Source organism: Streptomyces sp. NPDC021115 (assembly GCF_044333065.1).
Lineage (GTDB): Bacteria > Actinomycetota > Actinomycetes > Streptomycetales > Streptomycetaceae > Streptomyces.
Window position 1 is genome coordinate 217,477 of record NZ_JBIRQF010000012.1, and the last position, 24,157, is coordinate 241,633.

The following is a 24,157-nucleotide window of genomic DNA, read 5'->3' on the forward strand; positions in this document are numbered from 1 at the left end:
GCTCCGAACGCTACTGAGCGCCCACCTCCAGCGCGGGCCGTTCGCCTCAAGCGGCGACGAGTCGTACGAGGTCGTGCAAGGAGTCGAGCTGCCAGTCAGCGGCAGCCACCTCGGGCGTGCCCGACCAGAGATGCCCCCAGGGCCCCCGGCGCAAATGCGCGGCGCGCAGGCCCGCGGCCTTCGCCGGGCCCGTGTCGTTCGCGGGGTGATCGCCTACGTAGACGGTCTCACCGGGAGCCGTTCCCGCAAGCTCCAGGACGCGGGCGAAGAACCCGGGTTCCGGTTTGGCCACACCCCACTCTCCCGAGGTGGCGATCGCGTCAACCGGTAGCGCGAGGTCCCGCAGCAACTCTCCGGTACGCGTCGTCTGGTTGCCCGCGATGACGACGCGCACGCCACGTTGACGAAGAGCCGCGAGGGCTGGACGTACATCGGGATAGAGGTCGGACTCGTCCAGCTGCTCGTTGATGCCGCTGGCCTCCATGGCGGCTCGCTCGGCAGCGATATCGATACCGGGTCGGACGAGCCGCAGCGCCTCCGCGTTGTCGCGCCCCTGCGCCACGACAGCGCCAACCAGCGCCGAGAGGGTATGCCGGGGAATACTCAGCCAGTCGGCCCAGGCTGCCCAGCCACGGTCATCCCGGATCAAGGTCTCGCCGACGTCGAGCACCACCGAGCGAATCATCCGGGCAGCGTAGCCAACGGCCCTTCGCTGGCTGCGCCCCGGCCTGCGCTGGGATCACGGGTCACGATGGGGAGGGAAGCTCGCGGCGCGCGGACCACCTCGCCTGCGTGGGGGCCACTTTGCCACCTGCGGATTCAGAAGCCCTTTGCGACTTCATGACCAAGTGCCTGCATCTCCTGCTCGTGATGACAGACACCGCCCAGCGCCGAGGGGCAGCAACCAACCGTTGGCCTCGGCACACCAGCTACGCGAGGGGCGGCTGGTGTTCGGCTGCTCGGCCGAGGCTGTCCTCGATGCGGGCCAGGGCGCGGATCGTGGCTTCCTGCTCCTCCTCATCCAGGCCGTCGACGGTGCTTTCCTCGAGGTCCGCCCAGACCTGTTCGACTTCCTTGCGCAGGGCGAGGCTGGCGGCCGTGGGTTCGATGATGGTGGCGCGCCTGTCGGTCTCGCTGGGGCGGCGGCGGACGAAGCCCGCGTGTTCCAGTCGCTTGACCGTGCGGGTCATGGTGGCCGCGTCCGAGCCGAGGAGGCGTACGAGGTCGGTCTGACGCTGTGGGCCGAGGTCCCACAGCTGCATCATGACCAGCTCCTGTCCGGGGTGCAGTCCCACGCGGCGCAGGAGCTGTCCGGCGAGCATCCGGTGCAGGCGGGCCACGCGGAAGATCGCGTGGTTCATGGCGCCCGCCTGGATCAAGGGCGGCATCGGCGGGCGGGCCATGTCCGCGGCGGAGCAGTCCGCGGGTGATGCGGCGCCGGGGTCGTTCGACAAGTCCTTGAACCCTCTCGCAGTGATGATTGCCTGGGCAGGGACATTCTATCGTCGCCCCTGAGGTCGCCCAAGAGTGGTTGCCGGATGCCCAGATAGGCGTAAGAGAGTGGCACACATCACGGCCCTCGGGGAATCGAACCCCGCATTTACTTGTTCGGACAGGCAATGGCATCGTGTGGTGCCGCGCATCCCAGCCGAACAGGAGCCTGAACATGACCACGGCCTTCGCCCCCTACGACCTCGGCGGCATCCGCATGTCCAGCCGCATCGTGATGGCGCCCATGACCCGCAGCCGTGCCTATGGGCCCGGGCAGAGCCCCACCGATCTGATGGCGACGTACTACCGGCAGCGGGCCAGCGCCGGACTGATCGTCACCGAGGGCACACAGCCGTCGGCGATCGGCCAGGGCTACCCGGACACCCCCGGCATCCACTCCGCCGAGCAGATCGCGGCCTGGCGCAAGGTCACCGACGCCGTGCACGCCGAGGGCGGCAGGATCTTCCTCCAGCTCATGCACACCGGCCGGGTCGGGCACCCGAGCCTGATGGGGCTCACTCCGGTCGGCGCCTCCGCGGTCGCCGCCAAGGGCCAGGTCTATACGCACGACGGTCCGCAGGACTTCGTCACGCCGCACGAGCTGACCGAGGCGGAGATCGCGGAAACCGTCGCCGACTTCGCGGCCGCCGCGCGCAACGCCGTCGAGGCGGGCTTCGACGGCGTGGAGCTGCACGGCGCCAACGGCTACCTGATCCACCAGTTCCTCGCCCCGAACTCCAACCGGCGCACCGACGCCTGGGGCGGCAGCCCCGAGCGGCGGATCCGCTTCGCCGTCGAGACCGCCCGGGCCGTGGCCGAGGCCATCGGCGGGGACAAGGTCGGCTTCCGCATCTCGCCCGGCAACCCCTTCAACGACATCGACGAGAGCGACCGCGCGGACGTGGAGGCCACCTACACCGCCCTCGTGGACGCCCTCGCCCCGCTCGGCCTGGCCTACCTGCACCAGATGGAGGCCCCCGACATCCGCGACCTGACCGTGCGGCTGCGCAAGGCATGGCCGAGTACCTTCGTCCTCAACCCCTTCACCGGTACGGAGCCCACCGGACCCGACGCGCTGACGCTCATCGAGGACGGTACCGCCGATCTGATCGCCTACGGGGCGCTCTTCCTCGCCAACCCCGACCTGCCCGCCCGCCTCGCAGCGGGCGGCCCCTTCAACACCCCGGACGGCGCCACCTCCTTCGGCGGCGACCACCGTGGCTACACCGACTACCCGGCCCTCGGCTGAACCGGAGACGCACCATGAGCTTTACGACCCGCCCCGGAACGTACGGGGCACGCCAGCCCGGAGCCGCCGTTCGCTGGCTGAACAAAGTGACCATGCGCCAGATCGTCCGCAAAGGCGGCGGGAAGATGCTCGGCGGCTTGGACGCGCTCGTTCTGACCACGGTCGGAAAGAAGAGCGGAGAGCCCCGTAAATCCCCGGTGTGCTGGTTCCCCGGGGAGGGCGGAAGCTGGCTGATCGTGGCCTCGGCCAACGGAGCCGCGAAGAACCCCGCCTGGTACTACAACCTCGCCGCTCACCCCGACCGGGCGTCCATCACCCTCGGCGGCCGGACCGTGCCCGTCGCCGCCGAACAGCTGCACGGCGAAGAGCGCGAACGTGCCTGGCGGGGGATCGCCGATGCGTCGGCACGCTTCGCCCAGTACCAGCGGAAGACCGATCGCGAACTGCCCGTCATTCGCCTCACCCCGCGATCCGCATAGCACCATGGGACAGCGTGACCTGCGCGGGGACCACGTGCAGGCGTCCGCATGGTCCCGCACTACGAACGAATCACCCCCGCCTGCGCGGGGACCACCCGGACATCCCCGAGCACGACCCCCGCCGCACCGGACCACCCCCCTGCGCGGGGACCACTCAGTAGCCCGCGTGGCCTCTTGCTGGGCTTGCGGACCACCCCCGCCTGCGCGGGGACCACATCAAGAACAAGGTCAAGGGCGTCGGGAACTTCGGACCACCCCCGCCTGCGCGGGGACCACGCAGCCGCCGATCACCAGGCCACGCTCGACGACGGACCACCCCCGCCTGCGCGGGGACCACTCGGCCACGGTCACCGGTGAGACGGCCGCGGGCGTGCTCCCCGCGCAGGCGGGGGTGGCCCGCCCTCCTGGCAGTCCTTCTGGAACCACTCGACGTGCTCCCCGCGCAGGCGGGGGTAGTCCGCATATCAGGGGCCGAGTGAGGCGAACATTAAGTGCTTCCCCGCGGGCCGGGTATCGGCGCCCAGGGCGCGGCTTCTGTAGGAAGTCGACAGGGTCCGACACATGCCCCTGTGCGCGCTCGATTCTCCGAACCCGTCCGTAGCCCGATAGTTTTCTCGCGAGGATCGACACACGTACGGACACCGCGTGGGGTCGAGCATGATTTCTACAAGAGAAGGTGGTCCCTTGAGCCGCTCGGTTCTCGTCACCGGAGGCAACCGCGGCATCGGCCTCGCCATCGCCCGGGCCTTCGCCGACGCAGGCGACAAGGTCGCCATCACCTATCGGTCCGGTGAGCCGCCGGCCGGCTTCCTCGCGGTGAAGTGCGACATCACCGAGCCCGAGCAGGTCGAGCAGGCGTACAAGGAGATCGAGGAGAAGCACGGCACGGTCGAGGTGCTGGTGGCCAACGCCGGCGTCACCCGGGACCAGCTGCTGATGCGCATGTCGGAGGAGGACTTCTCCGCCGTTCTCGACACCAACCTGACCGGTACGTTCCGCATGGTCAAGCGGGCCAACCGGGGCATGCTGCGGGCCCGTAAGGGGCGTGTGGTGCTGATCTCGTCGGTGGTCGGCCTCATGGGCTCCGCCGGGCAGGCGAACTACGCCGCGTCGAAGGCGGGCCTGGTGGGCTTCGCCCGGTCGCTCGCCCGGGAGCTGGGCTCGCGGAACATCACGGTCAACGTGGTCGCGCCCGGTTTCGTCGACACGGACATGACGCGCGCGCTCAGCGACGAGCAGCGCGAGAACATCGTCAAGCAGGTGCCGCTCGCGCGCTACGCGCAGCCCGAGGAGATCGCCGCCTCGGTCCGCTTCCTGGCCTCCGACGAGGCCGCGTACATCACTGGAGCCGTCATCCCTGTCGACGGCGGATTGGGCATGGGTCACTGAACGTCATGAGTGGAATTCTCGCCGGTAAGCGCATCCTCGTCACGGGCGTCATCACCGAGTCCTCGATCGCCTTCCACGCCGCCAAGCTGGCCCAGGAGGAGGGCGCCGAGGTCATCCTGACCGGCTTCGGCCGGGTGTCCCTCGTCGAGCGGATCGCCAAGCGGCTGCCCAAGCCCGCCCCGGTCATCGAGCTGGACGTGCAGAACCAGGAGCAGCTCGACGGGCTCGCCGACAAGGTGCGCGAGCACCTGGGGGAGGGCGTGGACCTCGACGGTGTCGTGCACTCCATCGCCTTCGGCCCGCAGGGCGCGTTCAACTTCCTGGAGGGCAGCTGGGAGGACGTCGGCACGGCCGTAAACGTCTCGGCGTACTCCCTGAAGGCGCTCACCGTGGCCTGCCTGCCGGTCATGCCGCGCGGCGGCTCCATCGTCGGGCTGACCTTCGACGCGCAGTTCGCGTGGCCGAAGTACGACTGGATGGGCGTGGCCAAGGCCGCCCTGGAGTCCACCAGCCGTTACCTCGCCCGCGACCTGGGCGAGAAGAACGTGCGCTGCAACCTGGTCTCGGCCGGGCCCATCAAGTCCATGGCCGCGAAGTCCATCCCGGGCTTCGAGGAGCTGGCGGACGTCTGGAACCACCGGGCCCCGATCGGCTGGGACCTGACCGACCCGGAGCCCGCCGGGCGCGGCATCGTCGCCCTGCTGTCGGACTGGTTCCCGCGTACCACCGGCGAGATCGTGCACGTCGACGGCGGCGTGCACATGATGGGCGCCTGACGCCACGGATTCCGCAGGCCGCCGCCCCCGGACCGCACGAAGCGGACCGGGGGCGGCGGCCGTTCGCGTCGCGGCATCACCCGTTCGGATCAGCGGGCGGGCGGGTGAGTGGCGCGGCACGCAGGGTGGAGTACGAGCAGGGTGGAGTACGAGGAGGTGGAGCACGAGCAGGGTGGGGGACGGCACGACTCGCGGAGCGACAGCCCGGACGAGGAGGTCCTGCCATGCGTACGCCCCGGTGCTTCGCGGTCGCCTCCCTGATCGTCGCCGCGGTCGGCTGCGTCCTCGCCGCCTCCAGCTCCGTCGCCCAGGAACGCCCCCGGCCGCGCGAGGCCGCCTGCTCCACCTCGGTGCGCGGCTCGCACGCCACCGCCAGCTGCTTCAACCCCTACCCCGACGCCGACCGGGTGCAGCTGCACGTCGAATGCGCCCGCTGGTGGGACCCGGACATGGACAGCCGCCGGGTGGACGTGGCCCCGGCGCAGCACGTGGAGCTGGACGAGCGCTGCTGGAAGGAGATCCGCAAGGCATGGGTGACCCATCGGCGCCGATGAGCGGCCCGGTGCGGACGCGTGCGGCCGGGCGCGGCCACGCTCAGTCGGCCTCGGGCGCCAGACGGCAGGCGAACGGATGCGTGCTCGCCTCGGCCGCCGCCCGCTCCCCGTCCCGCCGCCGGATGGCCTCCACCAGCCGCGCGTGATCCACGTACGCCTCGGGGCTCAGGCCGTCGGCCACGTCGGCGCGCAGGAAGTCCCGTACGACCGCTCCCAGGTCCGCGTAGAGCGCGGCCAGCACATCGTTGTGGGCGGCTGCCACGATCGCCATGTGCAGCGTCGCGTCCGCCTCCACGAACGCGTCCGCGTCCCCCGACTCCCAGGCCCGCTCGCGCCGGTCCAGCTGCGCGTCGAGCTGCTTGACGTCCTGCTCGGTACGGCGCTCAGCGGCCAGCTGCGCCGCCTTCGTCTCCAGGGCGCTGCGCAGCTCCGCCACGTCCCGTGGTTCGGCGGTCGCGAAGCGGCGGTGCATCACCCCGGCCAGCTCGCTGGTCGCGAGGACGTACGTGCCCGAGCCCTGCCGGATGTCCAGCAGGCCGTTGTGCGCCAGCGCGCGCACCGCCTCGCGCACGGTGTTGCGCGCCACCCCGAGCTGCTCGACCAGTTCGGGCTCGGTCGGGATCCGCGCGCCCACCGGCCATTCGCCCGAGGTGATCTGCGCGCGCAGCTGGGCGATCACCTGGTCGGCGAGGGCGGAGCGCTGGGTCGACGTCAGCGGCATGACTCTCCTGTGCCTGCGAGGGCTGGTGGGGCTGAGAAACGAGCCGTTCCATGATGCCGTCTGGTTGTCACCCGGCGGTTACATACCGATTGGACAGGCATTCATCCCATGATTCTATGATGGTCGGCATGCCCAACGACGACCTCGCGACGCTCGACCCCGCGGCCCCCGTGCAACGGGACCAGGAACCGCGCCCCGCGCCCTCGCCGTGGCGCCGCCGCATCGTGGTCGTCGGCCTGCTGCTGGCCGCGCTCAACCTGCGCCCCGCCGTCACCAGCCTGGGCCCGCTCCTGAAGGAGGTCCGGGCCGACCTCGGCATGAGCGGGACCATCGCCGGACTGCTCACCTCTATGCCCGCGGCCTGCTTCGCCGTCTTCGGGCTCACCGCGCCCCGGCTGGCCCGCCGCTTCGGCCCCGGGGCCGTCGTCTGCACCGGTCTCGCGGCCATCGCCACCGGCCTGGCGCTGCGCCCGTTCGCGGGCGGGACGCTGGCCTTCCTGTGCGCCAGCGCGCTCGGCCTGGCCGGGATCGCGGTGAGCAACATCCTGATGCCGGTGATCGTCAAGCACTGGTTCCCGGACCGGGTGGGCACGATGACCGGCCTCTACTCGATGGGCCTGTCGCTGGGCACGGCCAGCGCCGCCGCCGTGACGGTGCCCATGACCGACGCGCTGGGCGGCAGCTGGCGGGCCGGGCTCGGGGTGTGGGCGGTGCTCGCCGGGGTCGCGATGCTGCCCTGGCTGTTCCTCGCCCGCGACCGTACGCACCGCCGCACCGAGCAGCCGGCCGCGCCCGAGGCCGAGCCCGCGCCCGAGGCCGAGCCCGCGTCCGGTCAGTCCGCGTCCGGTCAGTCCGTGTCCGGTGCGGCTGGCACCCGGATCACCCGGAGCCCCACCGCCTGGGCGATGGCCGTCTTCTTCGGCCTCCAGTCCACGGCCGCGTACATCACCATGGGCTGGATGCCGCAGATCTTCCGCGACGCGGGGGTCTCCGCCTCCACCTCCGGGGTGCTGCTCGCGGTGATCATGGCCATGGGCGTCCCGCTGGCCTTCGTGCTGCCCCGGACGGCGGCCCGGCTGCGCAACCAGGGCGTGCTGGCCGTGATCCTGGGCGTCTGCGGGATCATCGGCTACGCGGGGCTGTGGCTGGCCCCGGTCGCCGGCGCCTGGGTGTGGGCCGTCCTGCTCGGCGTCGCCAACTGCGCCTTCCCGCTCGCCCTCACGATGATCAGCATGCGGGCGAAGACCAGCGCCGGGGTGGTCCGGCTCTCCGCCTTCGCCCAGAGCACCGGCTATCTGCTGTCCATCCCGGGCCCGCTGCTGGTCGGCACGCTGTACCAGCACAGCGGCGGCTGGGGCCCGCCGCTGGCGCTGATGGCCGGGCTGATGGTGCCGCAGATCGTGACGGGCCTGCTGGCCGGGCGTGACCGCACCCTCGAGGACGAGATCTGAGTGACGGGTGGGACACTTGGCGCATGCCAGTGCTCGATGAGAACCCCCCGGACGGCCAGAAGAAGCTCCTCCTCATCCTGGGCGTGATGCTCGGGATCACGGTGGTCATCGGCGTGATCGCGACCTTCGCCTCGCCCTGACGCCCGCGCTCCCATCCCCCTCGGGGGTGGGGCTGGCCCCACCGTCCCCTAGGGGGTGCGGGTCAGGGGGAACTGGGTGGATCACCGGATGGGAACGGGCCCGCCCGCTCCGTACCGTCGAACCATCCGAATCAGTGTGGTTCCCCGACCGGAGGCGATCCCCATGTCCGCCCGCACTCCCACCCGGCCCGCGACCCCGGCGGACGGTGGCATGGACGTCCGGTTGCCGTGGTGGGCCCTCGCGCTGCCCGTCCTCGCCTTCGTGGCGCTGCTGCTCCTGCTCGCCGGTCCTTCCGACGCGCAGGCCGCCAGCGGTTCCGGGGCCCTCTCGCAGTTTCTGGAGCTGCTGCGGCAGATCCTCGGCCACCAGGGGGCGTGACCGAGTGCGCGGGGGCAGCCGCACTATGCGCTCACTTAGGTGAGCACCGTTCCAACACCCTGCGCCTCGCCAGCCGTTTCATGCGAAGCTGGGACGCATGAGCGTCGATGTGCCCCGCAGGATTGTCATTCTCCGACACGCCAAGGCCGACTGGCCCGAGGTGGCAGACCATGAGCGGCCGCTCGCGGAGCGCGGCCGCAAGGACGCCCCCCTCGCCGGGCGCCGGCTCACCGAAGCCGGTCTGGTCCCCGAACTGACCCTCTGCTCCACCGCCGTGCGCACCCGGGAGACCTGGAAGCTCGTGGTCCACGAGTTGCCCCAGCGCCCCAAGACGGTCTACGAGGAGCGGCTGTACGACGCCTCGCTCGGCGAACTGATCGCGGTCCTCAACGAGACGTCCGACGACATCACCGACCTGCTGGTGGTCGGCCACAACCCCGGGGTGCACGCCCTCGCCGACGCCCTCGCGGGCCGGGCCGCGGAGGGCACCCGGGAGCGGATGGCCCGCACCGGCTTCCCCACCTCCGCCATCGCCGTGGTGACCTTCAACGGTTCGTGGAAGTCCGTGGAGCACGGTGTCGGCAGCCTCGATGACTTCTGGGCGCCGCACGAGTAGCACGCCGTACGCCCGTAGCCCTACCGTTCCGCCGCCGTACCGTTCCGCCCGCCTCGGCTGCCGAGGCGGGCGGAAGGGGAGTGGTTCAGGAGGGGGAGTGGTTCAGCAGGGGGAGCGAGCGGTCAGTCCTCTTCGTGCGCGTCCGCGGCCTCGACCTCGTCACGGGTCACGCCCAGCAGATACAGCACGGTGTCCAGGAACGGCACGTTCACCGCGGTGTGCGCGGCCTCCCGTACGACCGGCTTGGCGTTGAAGGCGACCCCGAGCCCGGCCGCGTTCAGCATGTCCAGGTCATTGGCCCCGTCGCCGATCGCGACGGTCTGCACCAGCGGCACCCCCGCCTCGGCCGCGAAGCGCCGCAGCAGCCGGGCCTTGCCCGCCCGGTCCACCACCTCGCCGATCACGCGCCCGGTGAGCTTGCCGTCCACGACCTCCAGGGTGTTGGCGGAGGCGAAGTCCAGCCCCAGCCGCTCCTTGAGATCATCGGTGACCTGGGTGAAGCCGCCGGAGACCACCCCCACCTGGTAGCCCAGGCGCTTGAGGGTGCGGATCAGGGTGCGGGCGCCGGGCGTCAGCCGGACCTCCGCGCGCACCTTCTCCACCACCGACGCGTCGATCCCCGCCAGCAGCGCGACCCGCGCGTGCAGCGACTGCTCGAAGTCCAGCTCACCGCGCATCGCCCGGGCCGTGACCTCGGCGACCTCGGCCTCGCAGCCCGCATGGGCCGCGAACAGCTCGATCACCTCGTCCTGGATCAGCGTCGAGTCGACGTCCATGACCACCAGCCGCTGCGCCCGGCGCTGGAGCCCCGACGCCACGACCGCCACATCGACCCCGATATCGGCGGCCTCGGTGGCCAGCGCGGTGCGCAGCGGCTCCGTCTCGGCCCCGGACACCTCGAATTCCACGGCCGTCACCGGATACTTCGCCAGCCGGAAAATACGGTCGATATTGCCGCCGGTGCCGGTGATACGGGAGGCGATTGCGGCTACGGCCTCGGAGGTCAGCGGATGCCCCAGCACGGTGACGTGCGACCGGCCGGTGCCGCGCCGGCGGTTGTCGCCGCGGCCGGAAATGATCTCCGCCTGCATCCGCTGGGACTCGGCCCAGCTGTGCACGGTGGCCCGCAGCTCCCCTTCCGCCCCGTCGGCCTTCGGGGCCGTGACCAGGACGCACAGCACGATGCGGCCCCGGGTCACGACCTGCTCTATGTCGACTATGTCCACGCCGTAGGCGGCGAGGGTGTCGCAGAGCCCGGCGGTGAGGCCGGGGCGGTCCTTGCCGAAGATCTTGACAAGGAGAGTGGGATCGTCGTCGGCCGGGACGGCGGTGGCAGGGGGAATCTGCGATGCGCTCATGGTCTTCCCACCGTATCCGGCCGCCGCCGTCCGGCGCGCGGCAGCCCGGGTCGTGGACGGCCATATGGTGCGGAACGTTCATCTACCGGACGCTGCCCCGTCACCGCCGGTGCCGCCTCCCGGTCCGGAACATCCATGATCGGCAGCATTCGTCGCCCCGTACCGCCTTTCTGGGGTTTTCCGGATGAACCAACATGCCCGAGTTGCCGTCTTGCTCTAAACCCGACTTCCGGTTAAGCGGCTGAGCCTGAAATAGTTCCTCACGATGTTCGCCATCCCTAGACTCCCTGACAGGGAGTAGCTCGGGGGACAACTAGTGGGGCATGGAGTGCCGGAACTCGTACTGGAATTGAACGGACGGACCTGGACGCTTGATCCATCCAGGTCGTACAGCGTGGGGCGCGACCCACAGGGCGACATGGTGTTGGACGACGCCAGAGTCTCCTGGCGGCATGCCACAGTGCGCTGGGGCGGGCGCAGTTGGCTCGTCGAAGATCACGGCAGCACCAACGGCACTTATGTGCAGGGCCAGAGAATCCAACAGGTGGAAATCGGCCCCGGTGCGGCCGTCCATCTCGGCAACGCGACCGACGGTCCCCGCCTGAACGTTTCGGGGTCGGGGTCGGGGTCGGGCGCCGCCGCTGGTGCGGGCGCGGGTGCCGCCGCGTACACCCCGCAGGGGGCCATGGGCGCCCCTCAGCAGGCGCAGCAGCAGGCACAGCAGCCCCCGCAGGCGCAGCCCCAGCAGTACCAGCAGCCCCCGCAGCAGCCCTATCAGCAGCAGCCCGGCGCGGGCGGCTGGCCGCAGCAGGGCCAGCAGCCCCAGGGTTGGCAGCAGCCCCAGGCCCCGCACCAGCAGCAGCCGTTCGTGCCGCAGCAGTCGAGCCAGCACGCCAACCCCGCGCAGAACGGGCGCGGCGGCGGGCCCGGTGGCGGCCCCAGCGGTTCCGCCGAGGCGCGGACCGGCCAGGGCGACCGCAGCCCGACGACGTTCCACCAGCTGGACGCGGGCCGGGTGATGCGCATCGGCCGTGCGCTGGAGAACGAGCTGGTCGTCTCCGACCTCCAGGTCTCCCGCAACCACGCCGAGTTCCGGGCGCTGCCCGACGGCCGCTTCGAGATTCGCGACCTCGGCAGCCACAACGGTACGTACGTCAACGGTCAGCCGGTCCGCCAGCAGGTGATCGGCCCGAACGACACCGTCGGCGTCGGCCACTCCACCTTCCGGCTGGTCGGCGACCGGCTGGAGGAGTTCGTCGACACCGGTGACGTCTCCTTCTCGGCGCGCCACCTCACCGTCACGGTCGACGGCGGCAAGCAGATCCTCAAGGACGTCTCCTTCGGCGTCCCCGAGAAGTCGCTGATCGCGGTCATCGGCCCGTCCGGCTCCGGCAAGTCGACGCTGCTGAAGGCGCTCACCGGCTACCGTCCGGCCAACGAGGGCGATGTCCTCTACGACAACCGGAACCTCTACAAGCAGTTCGCCGAGCTGCGCCAGCGCATCGGTCTGGTTCCGCAGGACGACATCCTGCACAAGGAGCTGACCGTCCAGAAGGCACTCCGGTACGCCGCGAAGCTCCGCTTCCCCGGTGACACCGCGACCGCCGAGCGCGAGGCCCGGATCGACGAGGTGCTGCGCGAGCTGAAGCTCGACATCCACCGGGACAAGAAGGTCACCGCGCTCTCCGGCGGTCAGCGCAAGCGGGTCTCGGTCGCGCTGGAGCTGCTCACCAAGCCGTCGCTGATCTTCCTGGACGAGCCGACCTCCGGTCTCGACCCGGGCATGGACCGCGACGTCATGCAGCTGCTGCGCGGCCTCGCCGACGACGGCCGCACCGTCCTGGTGGTCACCCACTCGGTGGCCGAGCTGGCGCTGTGCGACAAGCTGCTGGTGATGGCGCCGGGCGGTTCGGTGGCCTACTTCGGCCCGCCGAACGAGGCGCTGAACTTCTTCGGCTACGACAGCTGGGCGGACGTCTTCTCGGCGTTCGAGAACTACCGCGACTACGACTGGTCGGGCCGCTGGCGCGGTTCGCAGCACTACCAGATGTACGCCGCGGACATCGACGCCGTCGCCGCGCAGTCCGTCGACGTGCAGGCGCCGCCCGCGCGGATGCAGAAGTCGCAGGGCTGGGGCTCCCAGCTGTGGACGCTGATACGCCGCTACGTCTCGGTCATCGCGTCCGACAGAGGCTTCCTGGCGCTGATGGTGATCCTGCCCGCCGTGCTCGGCGCGGTCAGTACCGTCATCCCGTCGGACTTCGGCTTCACCAGAGCGCCGAAGGGCCAGTTCAACCAGGACTCGGGCACGATCACCCTGATCCTCGTGGTCGGCATGTGCTTCTCGGGCGCGGCCAACTCCGTACGAGAGCTGATCAAGGAACGGGTGATCTACGAACGGGAACGGGCGGTCGGCCTCTCCCGCTCCGCCTATCTGATGTCCAAGGTGATCGTGCTCGGCGTGATCACCGCCTTCCAGGGCGTGATCATCAGCGCCATCGGCTTCTCGACCCGTGAGCTGCCCGAGGAAGCGCTGATCATGCCGCCGGCCGTCGAGATGTGCGTGGCCATCATCGCGATCGGCTTCACCTCGATGATGGTGGGCCTGGTGATCTCCTCGCTGGTGAAGACCGCCGAGAAGACCATGCCGCTGCTGGTCATGTTCGCGATCATCCAGGTCGTCTTCACCGGCATCCTTTTCAAGATCTACGGATCGCCCGGCATCGAGCAGTTCGCGTATCTGATGCCCGCCCGCTGGGCGGTCGGCGCGGTCGGCGCGACGCTGGACCTGGGCCCTGGCCCGGGCCATCTGATGGCGCCGTGGGACCGCAAGAAGCCGCTGGACACGGACCCGCTGTGGGAGCACACCACGGCCCAGTGGAGCATCGACATGGCCGTCCTGCTGGCGCTCGCCATCATCTGCGCTGTCGTGGTGGCGCGGCTGCTGCGCCGCCATGAGCCGGAGGTCATGCGCAAGTAGCGGCAGGCTCGTCCGAGCGGCCCGAAGGGCGGCGGCACCCTCGCACACTGGGGGTGCCGCCGCCCTTCGGCGTGTGGACGCCGGGTTTAGTACGGGCCGTTGACGTTGTCGATGGAGCCGTACCGGTCGGCGGCGTAGTTGCACGCGGCGACGATGTTGGCGACCGGGTCGTACTGGTCGAAGGGCGTGCCCGGGACGTGGTACGCCTGGAAGGTAGGCAGGATGACCTGGAGCAGGCCCTTGGACGGGACACCGTTCTGGGCGTTGATGTCGTAGTTGTTGATGGCCCGCGGGTCACCGCCGGACTCACGGATGACGTTCTTGTAGATGCCGTGGTAGGTACCCGGGATGTTGTGCTTCTTCATGATGTCCAGGGATTCCCGGATCCAGCCGTCAAGGTTGTTCGGGTAGGTCTTCTTGGCGGCGGCGAGCTTGGCCCGCGCGGCGGCACGGCTCGCGGCCTCCTTGGCGGCGCGCTCCTTGGCGGCCTGCGCCGCGGCGGCCTTCTTGGCGGCGGCCTCGGCGGCGGCCTTCTTGGCGGCCGCGGCCTCTGCGGCCTTCTTGGCGGCAGCGGCTTCCGCGGCCTTCTTCTGCGCGGCCTCGGCCTGCGCCTGCTTGCTGGCCAGGGTGGCCTGCTTCAGCAGAATCTCCTGCTGGGCCTTGCTGTCGACCTTCTGCGAGTTCCACGAGACCGGCTTCGCCGGAAGCTCCTGGGCCGTCGATTTGGCATCGGCATTGCCACCGGGGACGAGCGCGAAGGCTATGGCGGCGGCGCCTGCCGCGGCGATACCGGCGGCGGAGTACTTGGTTGTCTTCGTCAGGCGGTTGTAGCCGGGGATGCTGGGCAGGGGCATGGCGGAGTAGACCTCTTCCAATCGCTTGTGTCGCAGGCCAAATCGGCGCTTGTGCGCCGTGTCTGGATCTACGGCGCCGTGCGACTGGGGGAAATTCTTAGCGGTCGCAAAAAGCTGTGGCAAAGGTGTGACATACGATGCTGCTTAGTGGGTAAGTAGGTCTCCCCCGCCCGTGCGAGCTGGCGTTCTCCCCGCTCACGCCGGGTAAAAACATCCACTAAGTGACTTCGTAAGTGATATGGATCCTGTGTCAGGCATCACATTGCGGAGTCTTTAATATCGCGAGGTGTGCCCGCGCAAATGCGGAGTGTGGCGGAATTCCCGGACCTTGTAACGAACCTCTTTCGGCGCTTCTCCTGCGTCCCTCGTCCTAGGTCCCGAGTCGCAACGAAGGGCTGCTGAAGGCCGATATGCCCTTTGTCGCCGCGCCGGTACGGTGAGCTCCATGACCAAAGGGCCGGGTGGTGGAGCCGGGGCGGGGCTGGCCTGGGTGAGCAGTGCGCTCCTCGCGATGAGCAGACATCTGGAAGTACGGGATGTCCTAAAGACCATCGTTGTGTCCGCCCGGGAGCTGCTGGACGCGGAGTACTCGGCGCTGGGGGTCCCGGACGACCACGGGGGTTTCGCCCAGTTCGTAGTAGATGGCGTCAGCGACGAGCAGTGGAAGGCCATCGGGCCGCTGCCCCGCCAGCACGGAATCCTGGCCGCGATGCTCAAGGGCGCGACCCCGCAGCGGCTGGCCGACGTCCGGCGGGATCCGCGATTCGAGGGCTGGCCTCCCGAACATCCAGATATGTCCGACTTTATTGGACTTCCCATTGCGGATGGTGAGGAAGTCCTCGGCGCGCTTTTCCTGGCCAACAAGCGTTGCGCGAAACCGGAGGGCGGCTGCGGCTTCACCGCGGAGGACGAGGAGCTGCTGGCCATCCTCGCCCAGCACGCCGCCATCGCCCTCACCAACGCCCGGCTCTACGAGCGCAGCCGCGAGCTGACCATCGCCGGGGAGCGCGCCCGGCTCGCCCATGAGCTGCACGACGCCGTCTCCCAGAAGCTCTTCTCGCTGCGGCTGACCGCCCAGGCCGCCGCCGCGCTCGTGGACCGCGACCCGGCCCGCGCCAGGGAAGAGCTCCAGCAGGTCACCACCCTCGCCGCCGAGGCCGCCGACGAGCTGCGCTCGGCCGTCGTGGAGCTGCGCCCCGCCGCGCTCGACGAGGACGGCCTGGTCGCGACCCTGCGCACTCAGATACAGGTCCTGGACCGGGCCCACACCGCCCGGGTCACCTTCGAGGCGCACGGCGTGCGGGCGCTGCCCGCCGCCCAGGAGGAGGCGCTGCTGCGGGTGGCCCAGGAGGCCCTGCACAACGCGCTGCGCCACGCCGACGCACGCCGGGTCGAGGTCACCCTCTCCCGGCACGGCCAGGGCGCCCTGCTGCGGGTCGGCGACGACGGCGGCGGCTTCGACCCCTCGGCGGTGCGCCGGGCGGGGCGGCACCTGGGGCTGGTGTCGATGCGCGACCGGGCGAGCGGCGTCGGCGGCGGACTGACCGTGGAGTCGGCGCCCGGCAAGGGAACTGTGATCGAGATGGAGGTGCCCGGTGGGTGAGCGACGGGACGGAGCGGCGGTACGGGTGCTGCTCGTCGACGACCACCAGGTGGTGCGGCGCGGCCTGCGGACCTTCCTGGAGGTGCAGGACGACATCGACGTGGTCGGCGAGGCCGCGGACGGGGAGGAGGGCATCGCCCGCGCCGAGGAGCTGCGCCCCGACATCGTCCTGATGGACGTCAAGATGCCCGGCATCGACGGCATCGAGGCGCTGCGCAAGCTGCGCGACCTCGGCAACCCGGCCCGGGTGCTGGTCGTGACGAGTTTCACGGAGAAGCGCACCGTGGTCCCCGCCCTGCGCGCGGGCGCGGCGGGCTACGTCTACAAGGACGTGGACCCCGACGCCCTCGCGTGCGCCATACGGTCCGTCCACGCCGGGCAGGTGGTGCTCCAGCCCGAGGTGGCCGACGCGCTGCTCTCCCAGGAGGAGGCGGGCGGCGGCCAGGGGCGCGGGGGCTCCCTCACCGACCGGGAGCGGGAAGTGCTCGGGCTGATCGCGGACGGCCGGTCGAACCGGGAAATCGCACGCAGGCTCGTATTGTCCGAAAAGACCGTGAAGACACATGTGTCCAACATTCTTATGAAATTGGACCTCGCCGACCGCACGCAGGCCGCACTGTGGGCGGTGCGGCACGGAATCGGGGCATGAACAGCGTTTCTCCGTGCAATCACACCAACGTGTGTATGTCACCCGAACAGCGCAACTCCGTCCGCTCCGGGCCGTTCTTCACGGCGTACCGCGGTGATTCGCCGCAGTGACGCTATGGACGAAGGGTCTTGAGAAGTGAAGAACATCAAGAGGATCGCTGCCATCACCATCGCGGCCGGCGGTCTTGCCGTCGCCGGTGCGGGTGTCGCCTCCGCCCAGGACGGTCCCATGGCCGACGGCGGGGCGACCATGTCCCCGGGCGTCGTCTCGGGCAACAACGCCCAGGTGCCCGTCCATGTGCCGGTCAACGTCTCCTGCAACACCGTTACGGTCATCGGGGCGATGAACCCCTCCTGCGGCTGATCCCACCCCTCAGGGCAGAGGCACCGCGCACCACACCGGCCGGACCCGGAGGCATCGCCTCCGGGTCCGGCCCCTTGGGTCGTGGCGGCCGGGACCTCAGAAGCCGCCCCGCTCCAGCTCCTCCACATACGCGTTGTACGCCGCCACCTGCGCCCGCCGCGCCGTGCGCTCCACCGGCCGCAACGCCTCCGCCCGGGCCGCGATCTCCGACGCGCTCACCGCCCCGCCGTGGTCCTTGCCGTCCCCGCCCGGCGCGTACGCGATGGCGATCAGCGCGCCCACCCGCTGCGCCAGCTCCAGCACCCGCAGCGCCCGCGGCGGATAGCCGGGCGCCAGCACCTCGCGCCCCCGCTCGGCCCGCGCCCGGTACGCCTCCAGCGCCGCCTGGGCGGCCGGACCGGCCCCGGCCACATTCAGCCGGGACAGCACCTCCGTCGCCTCCCGCAGCGCCTCGGCCAGCTCCCGCTCGGCCTCGCCGAGCGACGGCACGTCCGCGGGCGGCGCCTCCCGCACCGGCAGACAGCGCCACATCACCTCGATGTGCTGATCGCCCTCGGGCCCCGCCGCCGACACCTCGGGCACCAGGCCCAGCGCCACCCCCGTGGCCAGCACCGCCTCGCCCGCGTCGAGCGCCTTCTCGTTGAACTCCGGAGGCCCGCTGAGCCCCAGTGGATGCCCCGCTACCGGCAGCGCCACCCGCAGCCCCTTGGCCCCGAGTGCTCTCAGCCGCCCCAGCGCCAGCGTCAGTCCGACCGGACCGGACTCGCCGGGCAGCCCGTCCACCCGGTGCGACGCGTCCTCCCCAGCGATCCGGTGCGCGGCGTCGTCCGGCGGGACAAGTCCGGCGAGAAGGGCATTTCCCCAGGCTGCGAGGCGCCCTGAACGTGGTTCATCGAGCATGGAACCAGCCTAAGGACTGCCACCGACAATGCGTGGCGTAGGTTTTCCTCTGGGGGCTGCGCCCACAGGCGCACGCGACACTCGAGACTGCAATGGGAGACAACGCGCTCATGAGCGAGGTTCTGGAGCTGGTGGACGTATCCGTGGTCCGCGACGGTCGGGCTCTGGTGGACGACGTCTCCTGGTCGATCAAGGAAGGGGAGCGCTGGGTGATCCTCGGCCCCAACGGTGCCGGGAAGACCACCCTGCTCAACCTCGCGTCGAGCTACCTCTACCCGAGCACCGGGTCCGCCCGGATCCTCGGCGAGCAGCTCGGCGCCGTGGACGTCTTCGAGCTGCGCCCGCGCATCGGCATGGCGGGTATCGCCATGGCCGAGAAGCTGCCGCGCGCCCAGACCGTCCTCCAGACCGTCCTCACCGCCGCGTACGGCATGACGGCGCACTGGCAGGAGGACTACGACCAGGTCGACGAGGTCCGGGCCCGGGCCTTCCTCGACCGCCTCGGCATGAACGAGTACCTCGACCGCAAGTTCGGCACCCTCTCCGAGGGCGAGCGCAAGCGCACCCTCATCGCCCGCGCGATGATGACCGACCCCGAACTGCTGCTCCTGGACGAGCCCGCGGCAGGGCTCGACCTCGGCGGCCGCGAGGACCTCGTACGCCGCCTCGGGCGGCTCGCCCGCGACCCGTACGCGCCGTCGATGATCATGGTGACACATCACGTCGAGGAAATCCCCCCGGGTTTCACCCACGTGCTGATGGTCCGTCAGGGCAAGGTGCTCACCGCCGGGCCCATCGACATGGAGCTGACCTCCCGTAATCTCTCGCGCTGCTTCGGGCTCCCGTTGCTCGTCGAGCGCAACGGCGACCGCTGGACCGCCCAGGGCCTGCCGCTGACCTGAAACCGCCCTCCGATGGCCTGAACCCCCGCCCCGAACACGGCGTATGCCACCGGCACCCCGAACTGCGCCCTGTTCCCCGACGGACCATGAGAACTACCATGACCTTGTGGATCCGTGGGTGTGGTGGCTGATCGCCGCCGTAGGAATGGGCATTCCGCTCGTGCTGACCGCGATGCCCGAATTCGGGATGGTCGCGGTCGGCGCGGTCGCCGGTGCGATCACCGACGCGCTCGGCGGCGGCGTCGTGCTCCAGGTCATCGTCTTCTGCGCCGTCTCGGTCGCGCTCGTCGCCGTCGTCCGCCCGATGGCGGTCCGCAGCCGGCAGCAGCAACCCGGGCTGCGCAGCGGCGTCGAGGCGCTGAAGGGCCGGCAGGCCGTCGTCCTCGAACGGGTCGACGACAGCGGCGGCGGCCGCATCAAGCTGGCCGGTGAGATCTGGTCCGCCCGCTCGCTCGACCCCGGCCAGGCGTACGAACCGGGTCAGCAGGTCGACGTCGTCGAGATCGACGGCGCCACCGCCGTCGTCATGTAGACGTCGTAGTACCAAGAGCTGAGCGCCACCCCGCTCAGCTGCGGAGTCGGCCGTCGATCTGACAGACTCCACCCACAAGACCGGACCTGATCATCCCGATCATCCAAAGCACGCATGAAGGGCACGGGGAGCCGCTGTGGAACCGATCATCATCGTCCTGATCATCCTGGTGGTGCTCGTCTTCATCGCACTGATCAAGACGATCCAGGTCATCCCCCAGGCCAGTGCCGCCATCGTGGAACGCTTCGGCCGCTATACGCGCACCCTCAACGCGGGCCTCAACATCGTCGTCCCGTTCATCGACTCGATCCGCAACCGCGTCGATCTGCGCGAACAGGTCGTCCCGTTCCCGCCGCAGCCGGTGATCACCCAGGACAACCTGGTCGTGAACATCGACACCGTCATCTACTACCAGGTGACCGACGCCCGGGCCGCCACCTACGAGGTCGCCAGCTACATCCAGGCGATCGAGCAGCTGACCGTCACCACCCTGCGGAACATCATCGGCGGCATGGACCTGGAGCGCACCCTGACCTCCCGTGAGGAGATCAACGCGGCGCTTCGCGGCGTCCTCGACGAGGCCACCGGCAAGTGGGGTATCCGCGTCAACCGCGTCGAGCTGAAGGCCATCGAGCCGCCGACCTCCATCCAGGACTCGATGGAGAAGCAGATGCGCGCCGACCGTGACAAGCGCGCCGCGATCCTCCAGGCCGAAGGTGTCCGGCAGTCCGAGATCCTGCGCGCCGAGGGTGAGAAGCAGTCCGCGATCCTGCGGGCCGAGGGTGAGTCCAAGGCCGCCGCGCTGCGCGCCGAGGGCGAGGCCCAGGCGATCCGCACGGTCTTCGAGTCCATCCACGCCGGAGACCCGGACCAGAAGCTGCTCTCCTACCAGTACCTCCAGATGCTGCCGAAGATCGCCGAGGGCGACGCCAACAAGCTCTGGATCGTGCCCAGCGAGATCGGCGACGCCCTCAAGGGCCTCGGCGGGGCCATGGGCAACTTCGGCCCGCTGACCGGCGGGAACGGTGGCGGCGCACCGGCAGCCCCGGCGCCCACCGGCAAGGAGGCCGCCCCGCGCCGCGAGCAGCCCAGGATCGACTGACCGAGCAGACCAATGCTGAAGGGCCGGTACCCCGCGGGGTACCGGCCCTTCAGCATTGGTCCGGCAGGGACGGGCTCAGGCGGGCAGTGCCAGCCACTCCGGCAGCGCGTCCCGCTCGGCCGCCCCCAGCGCCAGCAGCAGCGCATCCGAAGGCGTCGGCTCGAACGGCGAGTTGAGCAGCCGCATCCCCGCCTGCTCCGGAGTCCGGTCCGCCTTGCGGTGGTTGTCCTCCGCGCAGGAGGCGACCGTGTTCAGCCAGGTGTCCCCGCCGCCGCGCGACCGCGGCACCACGTGGTCCACCGTCGTCGCCCGCCGCCCGCAGTACGCGCACCGGTGCTGATCCCGCACCAGCACCCCGCGCCGCGACCACGGAGCCCGTCTTCGGAACGGCACCCGTACGTAACGGCACAGCCGGATCACCCGCGGCAGCGGCAGATCGACCTCGGCGGCGCGCACCCGCAGCCCGGGATGGGCGCGTTCGACGACGGCCTTCTCCTGGAGTACCAGCACCACCGCACGCCGCAGCGTCACCGTCGACAGCGGCTCGAAGCTCGCGTTCAGAACCAGCGTCTCGCGCATCCCGACCACCTCCCGCATCCCGGCCGCGCCCGCCTCTGAGCAGTGGGCGGGCCGGGATCAACTCTGGCCGGGAGGATGGCCGAGGACAACGCAATTTCGCGACGTCAGCCCGCCGCTGGCACCTCGTACTCGCCGATCAGCTGCGCCCGGCCCAGGGTGTGGAACCGCAGGTTGAAGCCGACCACCGCGGGCGACGCGTCCGCGTCCGGGCCCAGCTTCTCGGTGTCCACCGCGTACACCGTGAACACATAGCGGTGAGGCCCGTCCCCGGGCGGCGGCGCGGCACCGCCGAAGTCACGGGTGCCGAAGTCGTTACGGGCGTGCACGGCACCCTCGGGAAGCCCCGCGAAGCCACCGGTGCCCGCCCCGGCCGGAAGCTCCGTCACGGTCGCCGGAATGTCGAACAGCACCCAGTGCCAGAACCCGCTGCCGGTCGGCGCGTCCGGGTCGAAGCAGGTGACGGCGAAGCTCTTCGTCCCCTCAGGGAACCCCTCCCAGCGCAGTTGCGGCGAGGTGTTCCCCTCCGCGTACACCTGGGCGGACGGCAGCGTGCCGTTCGCCTGCACCTCGTCGCTCACCGCGGTGAACGACGGCACCGGCGGATGGAAGTCATGGGGGAGCGGGCGCCGGTTCTGATCGGACACGTCGAAAACCTCCTGATGATCGCGGTTGATCAGCTGTCCGGCCAGCCTAACGAGACCGGACGGGCGCGGGCTGGCACCATGTCGCCCATGACCGGCCCGACCCCCGTGCTCCCCCTGCACCTCGACGATGTGTCCGACAAGGACGGCTTCCTCGAGCGCTGCGCCCGGGACCTGCGCTTCCCCGACTGGTACGGGCACAACTGGGACGCGCTCGCCGACTGCCTCACCGATCTCTCCTGGTGGGGCGAGGGCGCCGAGCCCAGCGGCTATCTGCTGCGGATCCGTGGCTGGAACGCGTTCCGCGACGCGGCGCCCGAGGCCGCGGCGATCGCGGCGGACATCCTCAGCGACGTCGTCACCTACTGGTCGGCCCACGGCACACCGCTGACCATCTGGTACGACGACGGCCCGGAGGAAGAGCGCTGAACGCGCGCTGATCAGCGCCGAACAGCGCGCGGGGCGCGCACCGAACGCATCGGCGCACGCCCCGCGGAACCGGGCACGGCTCAGAGCCAGTTGCGCTTGCCGCCGACCTCGGCGAGCCACTGGTTCAGATACGCGGCCCAGTCCGTCTCCTGGTAGGAGTCCAGGCCGACCGTGAAGGACCGGTAGGAGTCGCTGCCCGAGCTGAACAGCCCCGGCTTCTTGTCCATCTCCAGGACGACGTCCATTTCGCGGTCGTCCGCGACGAAGGACAGCTCGACCTGGTTGAGCCCCCGGTACTGCTGCGGCGCGTGGAACTCGATCTCCTGGTAGAAGGGCAGCCGCTGGCGCGTCCCGCGGATGTGCCCCTTCTCCAAGTCGGCGCTCTTGAACCGGAAACCGAGCGCGCCGAACGCGTCCAGGATCGTCTGCTGGGCGGGGAGCGGATGCACATTGACCGGGTCGAGGTCGCCCGAGTCCACCGCACGCGCGATCGCCAGCTCGGTCGTCACACCCACGTTCATCCCGGTCAGATGATGTCCCAGGAACATCGTGACCGGGGTCTCCCAGGGGATCTCGAGACCGAACTGCACTGAGTGCACCGCACCCGGCTGCACCTCGAACGCGCCGCCCAGCTGCTGCCGGGTGAACTCGATGTCCTGCTTGTGCTCCTGGTCGTCCCGCTCCACCTCGACCCGTGCCTGAAGGCCGACGGAAAGACCCTCGATCTGCTGCGCGACGGAGCCCCCCTGGATCCGGACCTCGCCCTGCACGACGCCACCCGGGACGACGTTCTGCTCGGTCAGCACCGTCTCCACCGAGGCACCACCGGCACCCAAACTCGCGAGCAGCTTCTTGAAGCCCATGTTCTCCCTCTCAAGGACGCTTTCGCACCGACGCTTTCGCGCCATGACTCGATCGCGTCGAACGCTGTTGAACAGTAGATACGCGGAACAGCCGCCTGCGGTTCCGCGGGTCATACCCTCGCAGTGCACCGCTCCCGGCTCCAACCACCGGTAGCTATCGGTTCCACTACGCTCGGACCGCGTGACCGAACGAGCCGAAGTGACCGATGGACCCGACCGCGCGCCGCTGGCCCGCGCCTTCTTCGACCGCCCGGTCCTGGAGGTCGCACCGGACCTCCTCGGCCGCACCCTCGTCCGCCGCACCCCCGAGGGCCCGATCGCGCTGCGCCTGACCGAGGTCGAGGCGTACGCGGGCCCGGCCGACCCCGGCTCGCACGCCTACCGCGGACGCACCGAGCGCAACGCCGTGATGTTCGGCCCCCCGGGCCATGCGTACGTCTACTTCACCTACGGCATGTGGCACTGCCTCAACCTGGTCTGCGGACCGGAGGGCTCCCCGAGCGGGGTGCTGCTGCGCGCGGGGGAGGTGCTGTACGGACACGAGCACGCCCATGAGCGTCGGCCGAAGGCGCGCAACGCCCAGGAACTGGCCAAGGGCCCGGCGCGGCTGGCCACGGCACTCGGTGTCGACCGCCGACTGGACGGCACCGATGTGTGCGCGGGGCCCGAGGCCCCGCTGGAGATCCTCACCGGCTGCCCCGCCCGGTCCGAACAGGTGCTGAGCGGACCCCGCACCGGAGTCGGCGGCGAGGGCGCGACCCACCCGTGGCGCTTCTGGATCGAGGGCGACCCCTCGGTCAGCCCGTACCGGGCACACACCCCGAGGCGTCGCGGTTCGACGCCCCGTCAGGTGGGAACTTGACTCCGGTCGGCCGGGGGCCTAACGTAGCCCGAGCCGCTTGAGACGGGCAGCGCTGTCGGCACGACCAGCAGGTCGGGCCACAGCAGCCCCAGGCGGCCAACCACTACTGACACTTCCCGGACAGGGTCTTATTTCGCTGCGCGAAATCATGCCCTGGGGCTCCGATTAGGAGCTGAGCGGGAAATTCGCTAAAGTGGTGGACACGCCGGAAGGCGCGAAACACCCCGCTCCAACAGGGGGCCGGAAACGGAATTCGGACCGGAAACGGAACGGAAAACGGATCTGGTAAGGTTGG

The 24,157-nt window shown here is 70.3% G+C and carries 27 protein-coding genes and 1 CRISPR repeat array; of the genes, 18 read left to right on the plus strand and 9 right to left on the minus strand.

Annotation, left to right across the window (positions count from 1 at the left end; translation table 11 throughout):
* Positions 1–46: 46 nt before the first annotated feature.
* Together ACH4TL_RS31245 and ACH4TL_RS31250 are read right to left on the minus strand one after the other, a co-directional pair.
* Positions 47–685, minus strand: a complete 639-nt coding sequence (locus tag ACH4TL_RS31245; RefSeq protein WP_398323306.1) for an HAD family hydrolase — start codon at positions 683–685, stop codon at positions 47–49.
* A gap of 244 nt (positions 686–929) precedes the next feature.
* Positions 930–1,454 (minus strand): MarR family winged helix-turn-helix transcriptional regulator, encoded by a 525-nt coding sequence (locus tag ACH4TL_RS31250; protein ID WP_398323308.1) that lies wholly within the window; start codon positions 1,452–1,454, stop codon positions 930–932.
* Between the two features lie 212 nt (positions 1,455–1,666).
* Between ACH4TL_RS31250 and ACH4TL_RS31255 the strand changes: the two genes are divergently transcribed.
* From ACH4TL_RS31255 to ACH4TL_RS31275, 5 genes are all read left to right on the plus strand, one after another.
* Positions 1,667–2,740 carry an alkene reductase gene (locus ACH4TL_RS31255; RefSeq protein WP_398323310.1) on the plus strand — a complete coding sequence of 358 codons (1,074 nt, stop codon included), beginning with the start codon at positions 1,667–1,669 and terminating at the stop codon, positions 2,738–2,740.
* Positions 2,741–2,832: 92 nt separating this feature from the next.
* On the plus strand, positions 2,833–3,219 hold the full coding sequence (locus tag ACH4TL_RS31260; RefSeq protein ID WP_398323312.1) for a nitroreductase/quinone reductase family protein: 387 nt from the start codon (positions 2,833–2,835) through the stop codon (positions 3,217–3,219).
* A gap of 10 nt (positions 3,220–3,229) precedes the next feature.
* Positions 3,230–3,556: a CRISPR direct-repeat array (repeat unit 16 nt; unit sequence CCTGCGCGGGGACCAC).
* A 347-nt stretch (positions 3,557–3,903) separates the two neighbouring features.
* Positions 3,904–4,608: a 3-oxoacyl-[acyl-carrier-protein] reductase gene (fabG, locus tag ACH4TL_RS31265; protein WP_055554041.1), complete on the plus strand. Its 705-nt coding sequence runs from the start codon at positions 3,904–3,906 to the stop codon at positions 4,606–4,608.
* A gap of 5 nt (positions 4,609–4,613) precedes the next feature.
* Complete coding sequence (gene fabI, locus ACH4TL_RS31270) at positions 4,614–5,384, plus strand: enoyl-ACP reductase FabI (protein WP_398323315.1); 771 nt, start codon at positions 4,614–4,616, stop codon at positions 5,382–5,384.
* 224 nt (positions 5,385–5,608) lie between these two features.
* Positions 5,609–5,938 carry a hypothetical protein gene (locus ACH4TL_RS31275; protein WP_398323317.1) on the plus strand — a complete coding sequence of 110 codons (330 nt, stop codon included), beginning with the start codon at positions 5,609–5,611 and terminating at the stop codon, positions 5,936–5,938.
* A gap of 40 nt (positions 5,939–5,978) precedes the next feature.
* On the opposite strand, the gene ACH4TL_RS31280 is transcribed toward ACH4TL_RS31275, so the two are convergent.
* On the minus strand, positions 5,979–6,659 hold the full coding sequence (locus ACH4TL_RS31280; RefSeq protein WP_398323319.1) for a FadR/GntR family transcriptional regulator: 681 nt from the start codon (positions 6,657–6,659) through the stop codon (positions 5,979–5,981).
* A 128-nt stretch (positions 6,660–6,787) separates the two neighbouring features.
* On the opposite strand from ACH4TL_RS31280, the gene ACH4TL_RS31285 reads away from it, so the two are divergent.
* The 4 genes from ACH4TL_RS31285 (at position 6,788) to ACH4TL_RS31300 (ending at position 9,245) form a co-directional block, all read left to right on the plus strand.
* Positions 6,788–8,110: a CynX/NimT family MFS transporter gene (locus tag ACH4TL_RS31285; protein WP_398323321.1), complete on the plus strand. Its 1,323-nt coding sequence runs from the start codon at positions 6,788–6,790 to the stop codon at positions 8,108–8,110.
* 23 nt (positions 8,111–8,133) lie between these two features.
* Positions 8,134–8,250, plus strand: a complete 117-nt coding sequence (locus ACH4TL_RS31290; protein WP_358623491.1) for an SGM_5486 family transporter-associated protein — start codon at positions 8,134–8,136, stop codon at positions 8,248–8,250.
* Between the two features lie 163 nt (positions 8,251–8,413).
* The gene (locus tag ACH4TL_RS31295; protein WP_398323323.1) at positions 8,414–8,629 is read left to right on the plus strand and encodes a hypothetical protein; all 216 of its coding nucleotides are present in this window, start codon (positions 8,414–8,416) and stop codon (positions 8,627–8,629) included.
* A gap of 97 nt (positions 8,630–8,726) precedes the next feature.
* Positions 8,727–9,245: a SixA phosphatase family protein gene (locus ACH4TL_RS31300; protein WP_398323325.1), complete on the plus strand. Its 519-nt coding sequence runs from the start codon at positions 8,727–8,729 to the stop codon at positions 9,243–9,245.
* A gap of 122 nt (positions 9,246–9,367) precedes the next feature.
* Here the strand turns inward: ACH4TL_RS31300 and serB are convergent, their stop codons facing one another.
* The gene (serB, locus tag ACH4TL_RS31305) at positions 9,368–10,603 is read right to left on the minus strand and encodes a phosphoserine phosphatase SerB (protein WP_398323327.1); all 1,236 of its coding nucleotides are present in this window, start codon (positions 10,601–10,603) and stop codon (positions 9,368–9,370) included.
* 316 nt (positions 10,604–10,919) lie between these two features.
* Here serB and ACH4TL_RS31310 point away from each other — a divergent pair, with 316 nt between their 5' ends.
* The gene (locus tag ACH4TL_RS31310; RefSeq protein WP_398323329.1) at positions 10,920–13,583 is read left to right on the plus strand and encodes an FHA domain-containing protein; all 2,664 of its coding nucleotides are present in this window, start codon (positions 10,920–10,922) and stop codon (positions 13,581–13,583) included.
* An 86-nt stretch (positions 13,584–13,669) separates the two neighbouring features.
* On the opposite strand, the gene ACH4TL_RS31315 is transcribed toward ACH4TL_RS31310, so the two are convergent.
* Positions 13,670–14,437: a lytic transglycosylase gene (locus ACH4TL_RS31315; protein ID WP_398323331.1), complete on the minus strand. Its 768-nt coding sequence runs from the start codon at positions 14,435–14,437 to the stop codon at positions 13,670–13,672.
* 445 nt (positions 14,438–14,882) lie between these two features.
* Here ACH4TL_RS31315 and ACH4TL_RS31320 point away from each other — a divergent pair, with 445 nt between their 5' ends.
* From ACH4TL_RS31320 to ACH4TL_RS31330, 3 genes are all read left to right on the plus strand, one after another.
* Entirely contained in the window at positions 14,883–16,040 is a 1,158-nt protein-coding gene (locus ACH4TL_RS31320) for a GAF domain-containing sensor histidine kinase (RefSeq protein ID WP_398323333.1), read from the plus strand.
* Positions 16,033–16,689: a response regulator gene (locus ACH4TL_RS31325; protein WP_398323335.1), complete on the plus strand. Its 657-nt coding sequence runs from the start codon at positions 16,033–16,035 to the stop codon at positions 16,687–16,689. Before ACH4TL_RS31320 ends, ACH4TL_RS31325 begins: the two co-directional genes overlap by 8 nt.
* Positions 16,690–16,824: 135 nt before the next feature.
* Entirely contained in the window at positions 16,825–17,052 is a 228-nt protein-coding gene (locus ACH4TL_RS31330) for a chaplin (protein WP_398323337.1), read from the plus strand.
* A 96-nt stretch (positions 17,053–17,148) separates the two neighbouring features.
* Here ACH4TL_RS31330 and ACH4TL_RS31335 read toward each other — a convergent pair whose 3' ends face one another.
* Positions 17,149–17,952 carry a hypothetical protein gene (locus ACH4TL_RS31335; protein ID WP_398323339.1) on the minus strand — a complete coding sequence of 268 codons (804 nt, stop codon included), beginning with the start codon at positions 17,950–17,952 and terminating at the stop codon, positions 17,149–17,151.
* A 110-nt stretch (positions 17,953–18,062) separates the two neighbouring features.
* Between ACH4TL_RS31335 and ACH4TL_RS31340 the strand changes: the two genes are divergently transcribed.
* From ACH4TL_RS31340 to ACH4TL_RS31350, 3 genes are all read left to right on the plus strand, one after another.
* Entirely contained in the window at positions 18,063–18,854 is a 792-nt protein-coding gene (locus ACH4TL_RS31340; protein WP_398323341.1) for an ABC transporter ATP-binding protein, read from the plus strand.
* 145 nt (positions 18,855–18,999) lie between these two features.
* Positions 19,000–19,386 (plus strand): NfeD family protein, encoded by a 387-nt coding sequence (locus ACH4TL_RS31345; protein WP_398323377.1) that lies wholly within the window; start codon positions 19,000–19,002, stop codon positions 19,384–19,386.
* 136 nt (positions 19,387–19,522) lie between these two features.
* Positions 19,523–20,488, plus strand: coding sequence for an SPFH domain-containing protein (locus tag ACH4TL_RS31350; RefSeq protein ID WP_361487917.1), 966 nt, complete (start codon positions 19,523–19,525; stop codon positions 20,486–20,488).
* A 75-nt stretch (positions 20,489–20,563) separates the two neighbouring features.
* On the opposite strand, the gene ACH4TL_RS31355 is transcribed toward ACH4TL_RS31350, so the two are convergent.
* Positions 20,564–21,067, minus strand: a complete 504-nt coding sequence (locus ACH4TL_RS31355) for an HNH endonuclease (protein ID WP_398323344.1) — start codon at positions 21,065–21,067, stop codon at positions 20,564–20,566.
* A 104-nt stretch (positions 21,068–21,171) separates the two neighbouring features.
* A complete protein-coding gene (locus ACH4TL_RS31360) occupies positions 21,172–21,711 on the minus strand; it encodes a YbhB/YbcL family Raf kinase inhibitor-like protein (RefSeq protein WP_398323346.1) in 540 nt (179 codons plus the stop codon).
* Between the two features lie 87 nt (positions 21,712–21,798).
* On the opposite strand from ACH4TL_RS31360, the gene ACH4TL_RS31365 reads away from it, so the two are divergent.
* Positions 21,799–22,137, plus strand: coding sequence for a barstar family protein (locus ACH4TL_RS31365; RefSeq protein WP_398323348.1), 339 nt, complete (start codon positions 21,799–21,801; stop codon positions 22,135–22,137).
* A gap of 80 nt (positions 22,138–22,217) precedes the next feature.
* On the opposite strand, the gene ACH4TL_RS31370 is transcribed toward ACH4TL_RS31365, so the two are convergent.
* Positions 22,218–23,000 carry a sporulation protein gene (locus ACH4TL_RS31370; protein WP_398323350.1) on the minus strand — a complete coding sequence of 261 codons (783 nt, stop codon included), beginning with the start codon at positions 22,998–23,000 and terminating at the stop codon, positions 22,218–22,220.
* A 199-nt stretch (positions 23,001–23,199) separates the two neighbouring features.
* On the opposite strand from ACH4TL_RS31370, the gene ACH4TL_RS31375 reads away from it, so the two are divergent.
* Positions 23,200–23,862: a DNA-3-methyladenine glycosylase gene (locus ACH4TL_RS31375; RefSeq protein ID WP_398323379.1), complete on the plus strand. Its 663-nt coding sequence runs from the start codon at positions 23,200–23,202 to the stop codon at positions 23,860–23,862.
* Positions 23,863–24,157 lie beyond the last annotated feature (295 nt).

Excerpts from the sequence above, each read along its gene's own strand:
- ACH4TL_RS31320 (WP_398323333.1), top strand. The coding sequence starts at position 14,883 with ATGACCAAAGGGCCGGGTGGTGGAGCCGGGGCGGGGCTGGCCTGGGTG.
- ACH4TL_RS31285 (WP_398323321.1), top strand. The coding sequence starts at position 6,788 with ATGCCCAACGACGACCTCGCGACGCTCGACCCCGCGGCCCCCGTGCAA.
- ACH4TL_RS31365 (WP_398323348.1), top strand. The coding sequence starts at position 21,799 with ATGACCGGCCCGACCCCCGTGCTCCCCCTGCACCTCGACGATGTGTCC.
- ACH4TL_RS31275 (WP_398323317.1), top strand. The coding sequence starts at position 5,609 with ATGCGTACGCCCCGGTGCTTCGCGGTCGCCTCCCTGATCGTCGCCGCG.
- ACH4TL_RS31345 (WP_398323377.1), top strand. The coding sequence starts at position 19,000 with ATGGGCATTCCGCTCGTGCTGACCGCGATGCCCGAATTCGGGATGGTC.
- serB (WP_398323327.1), bottom strand. The coding sequence starts at position 10,603 with ATGAGCGCATCGCAGATTCCCCCTGCCACCGCCGTCCCGGCCGACGAC.
- ACH4TL_RS31300 (WP_398323325.1), top strand. The coding sequence starts at position 8,727 with ATGAGCGTCGATGTGCCCCGCAGGATTGTCATTCTCCGACACGCCAAG.
- ACH4TL_RS31245 (WP_398323306.1), bottom strand. The coding sequence starts at position 685 with ATGATTCGCTCGGTGGTGCTCGACGTCGGCGAGACCTTGATCCGGGAT.
- fabI (WP_398323315.1), top strand. The coding sequence starts at position 4,614 with ATGAGTGGAATTCTCGCCGGTAAGCGCATCCTCGTCACGGGCGTCATC.
- ACH4TL_RS31280 (WP_398323319.1), bottom strand. The coding sequence starts at position 6,659 with ATGCCGCTGACGTCGACCCAGCGCTCCGCCCTCGCCGACCAGGTGATC.
- ACH4TL_RS31355 (WP_398323344.1), bottom strand. The coding sequence starts at position 21,067 with ATGCGCGAGACGCTGGTTCTGAACGCGAGCTTCGAGCCGCTGTCGACG.
- ACH4TL_RS31290 (WP_358623491.1), top strand. The coding sequence starts at position 8,134 with ATGCCAGTGCTCGATGAGAACCCCCCGGACGGCCAGAAGAAGCTCCTC.
- ACH4TL_RS31255 (WP_398323310.1), top strand. The coding sequence starts at position 1,667 with ATGACCACGGCCTTCGCCCCCTACGACCTCGGCGGCATCCGCATGTCC.
- ACH4TL_RS31260 (WP_398323312.1), top strand. The coding sequence starts at position 2,833 with ATGCGCCAGATCGTCCGCAAAGGCGGCGGGAAGATGCTCGGCGGCTTG.
- ACH4TL_RS31370 (WP_398323350.1), bottom strand. The coding sequence starts at position 23,000 with ATGGGCTTCAAGAAGCTGCTCGCGAGTTTGGGTGCCGGTGGTGCCTCG.
- ACH4TL_RS31340 (WP_398323341.1), top strand. The coding sequence starts at position 18,063 with ATGAGCGAGGTTCTGGAGCTGGTGGACGTATCCGTGGTCCGCGACGGT.
- ACH4TL_RS31295 (WP_398323323.1), top strand. The coding sequence starts at position 8,414 with ATGTCCGCCCGCACTCCCACCCGGCCCGCGACCCCGGCGGACGGTGGC.
- ACH4TL_RS31335 (WP_398323339.1), bottom strand. The coding sequence starts at position 17,952 with ATGCTCGATGAACCACGTTCAGGGCGCCTCGCAGCCTGGGGAAATGCC.
- ACH4TL_RS31315 (WP_398323331.1), bottom strand. The coding sequence starts at position 14,437 with ATGCCCCTGCCCAGCATCCCCGGCTACAACCGCCTGACGAAGACAACC.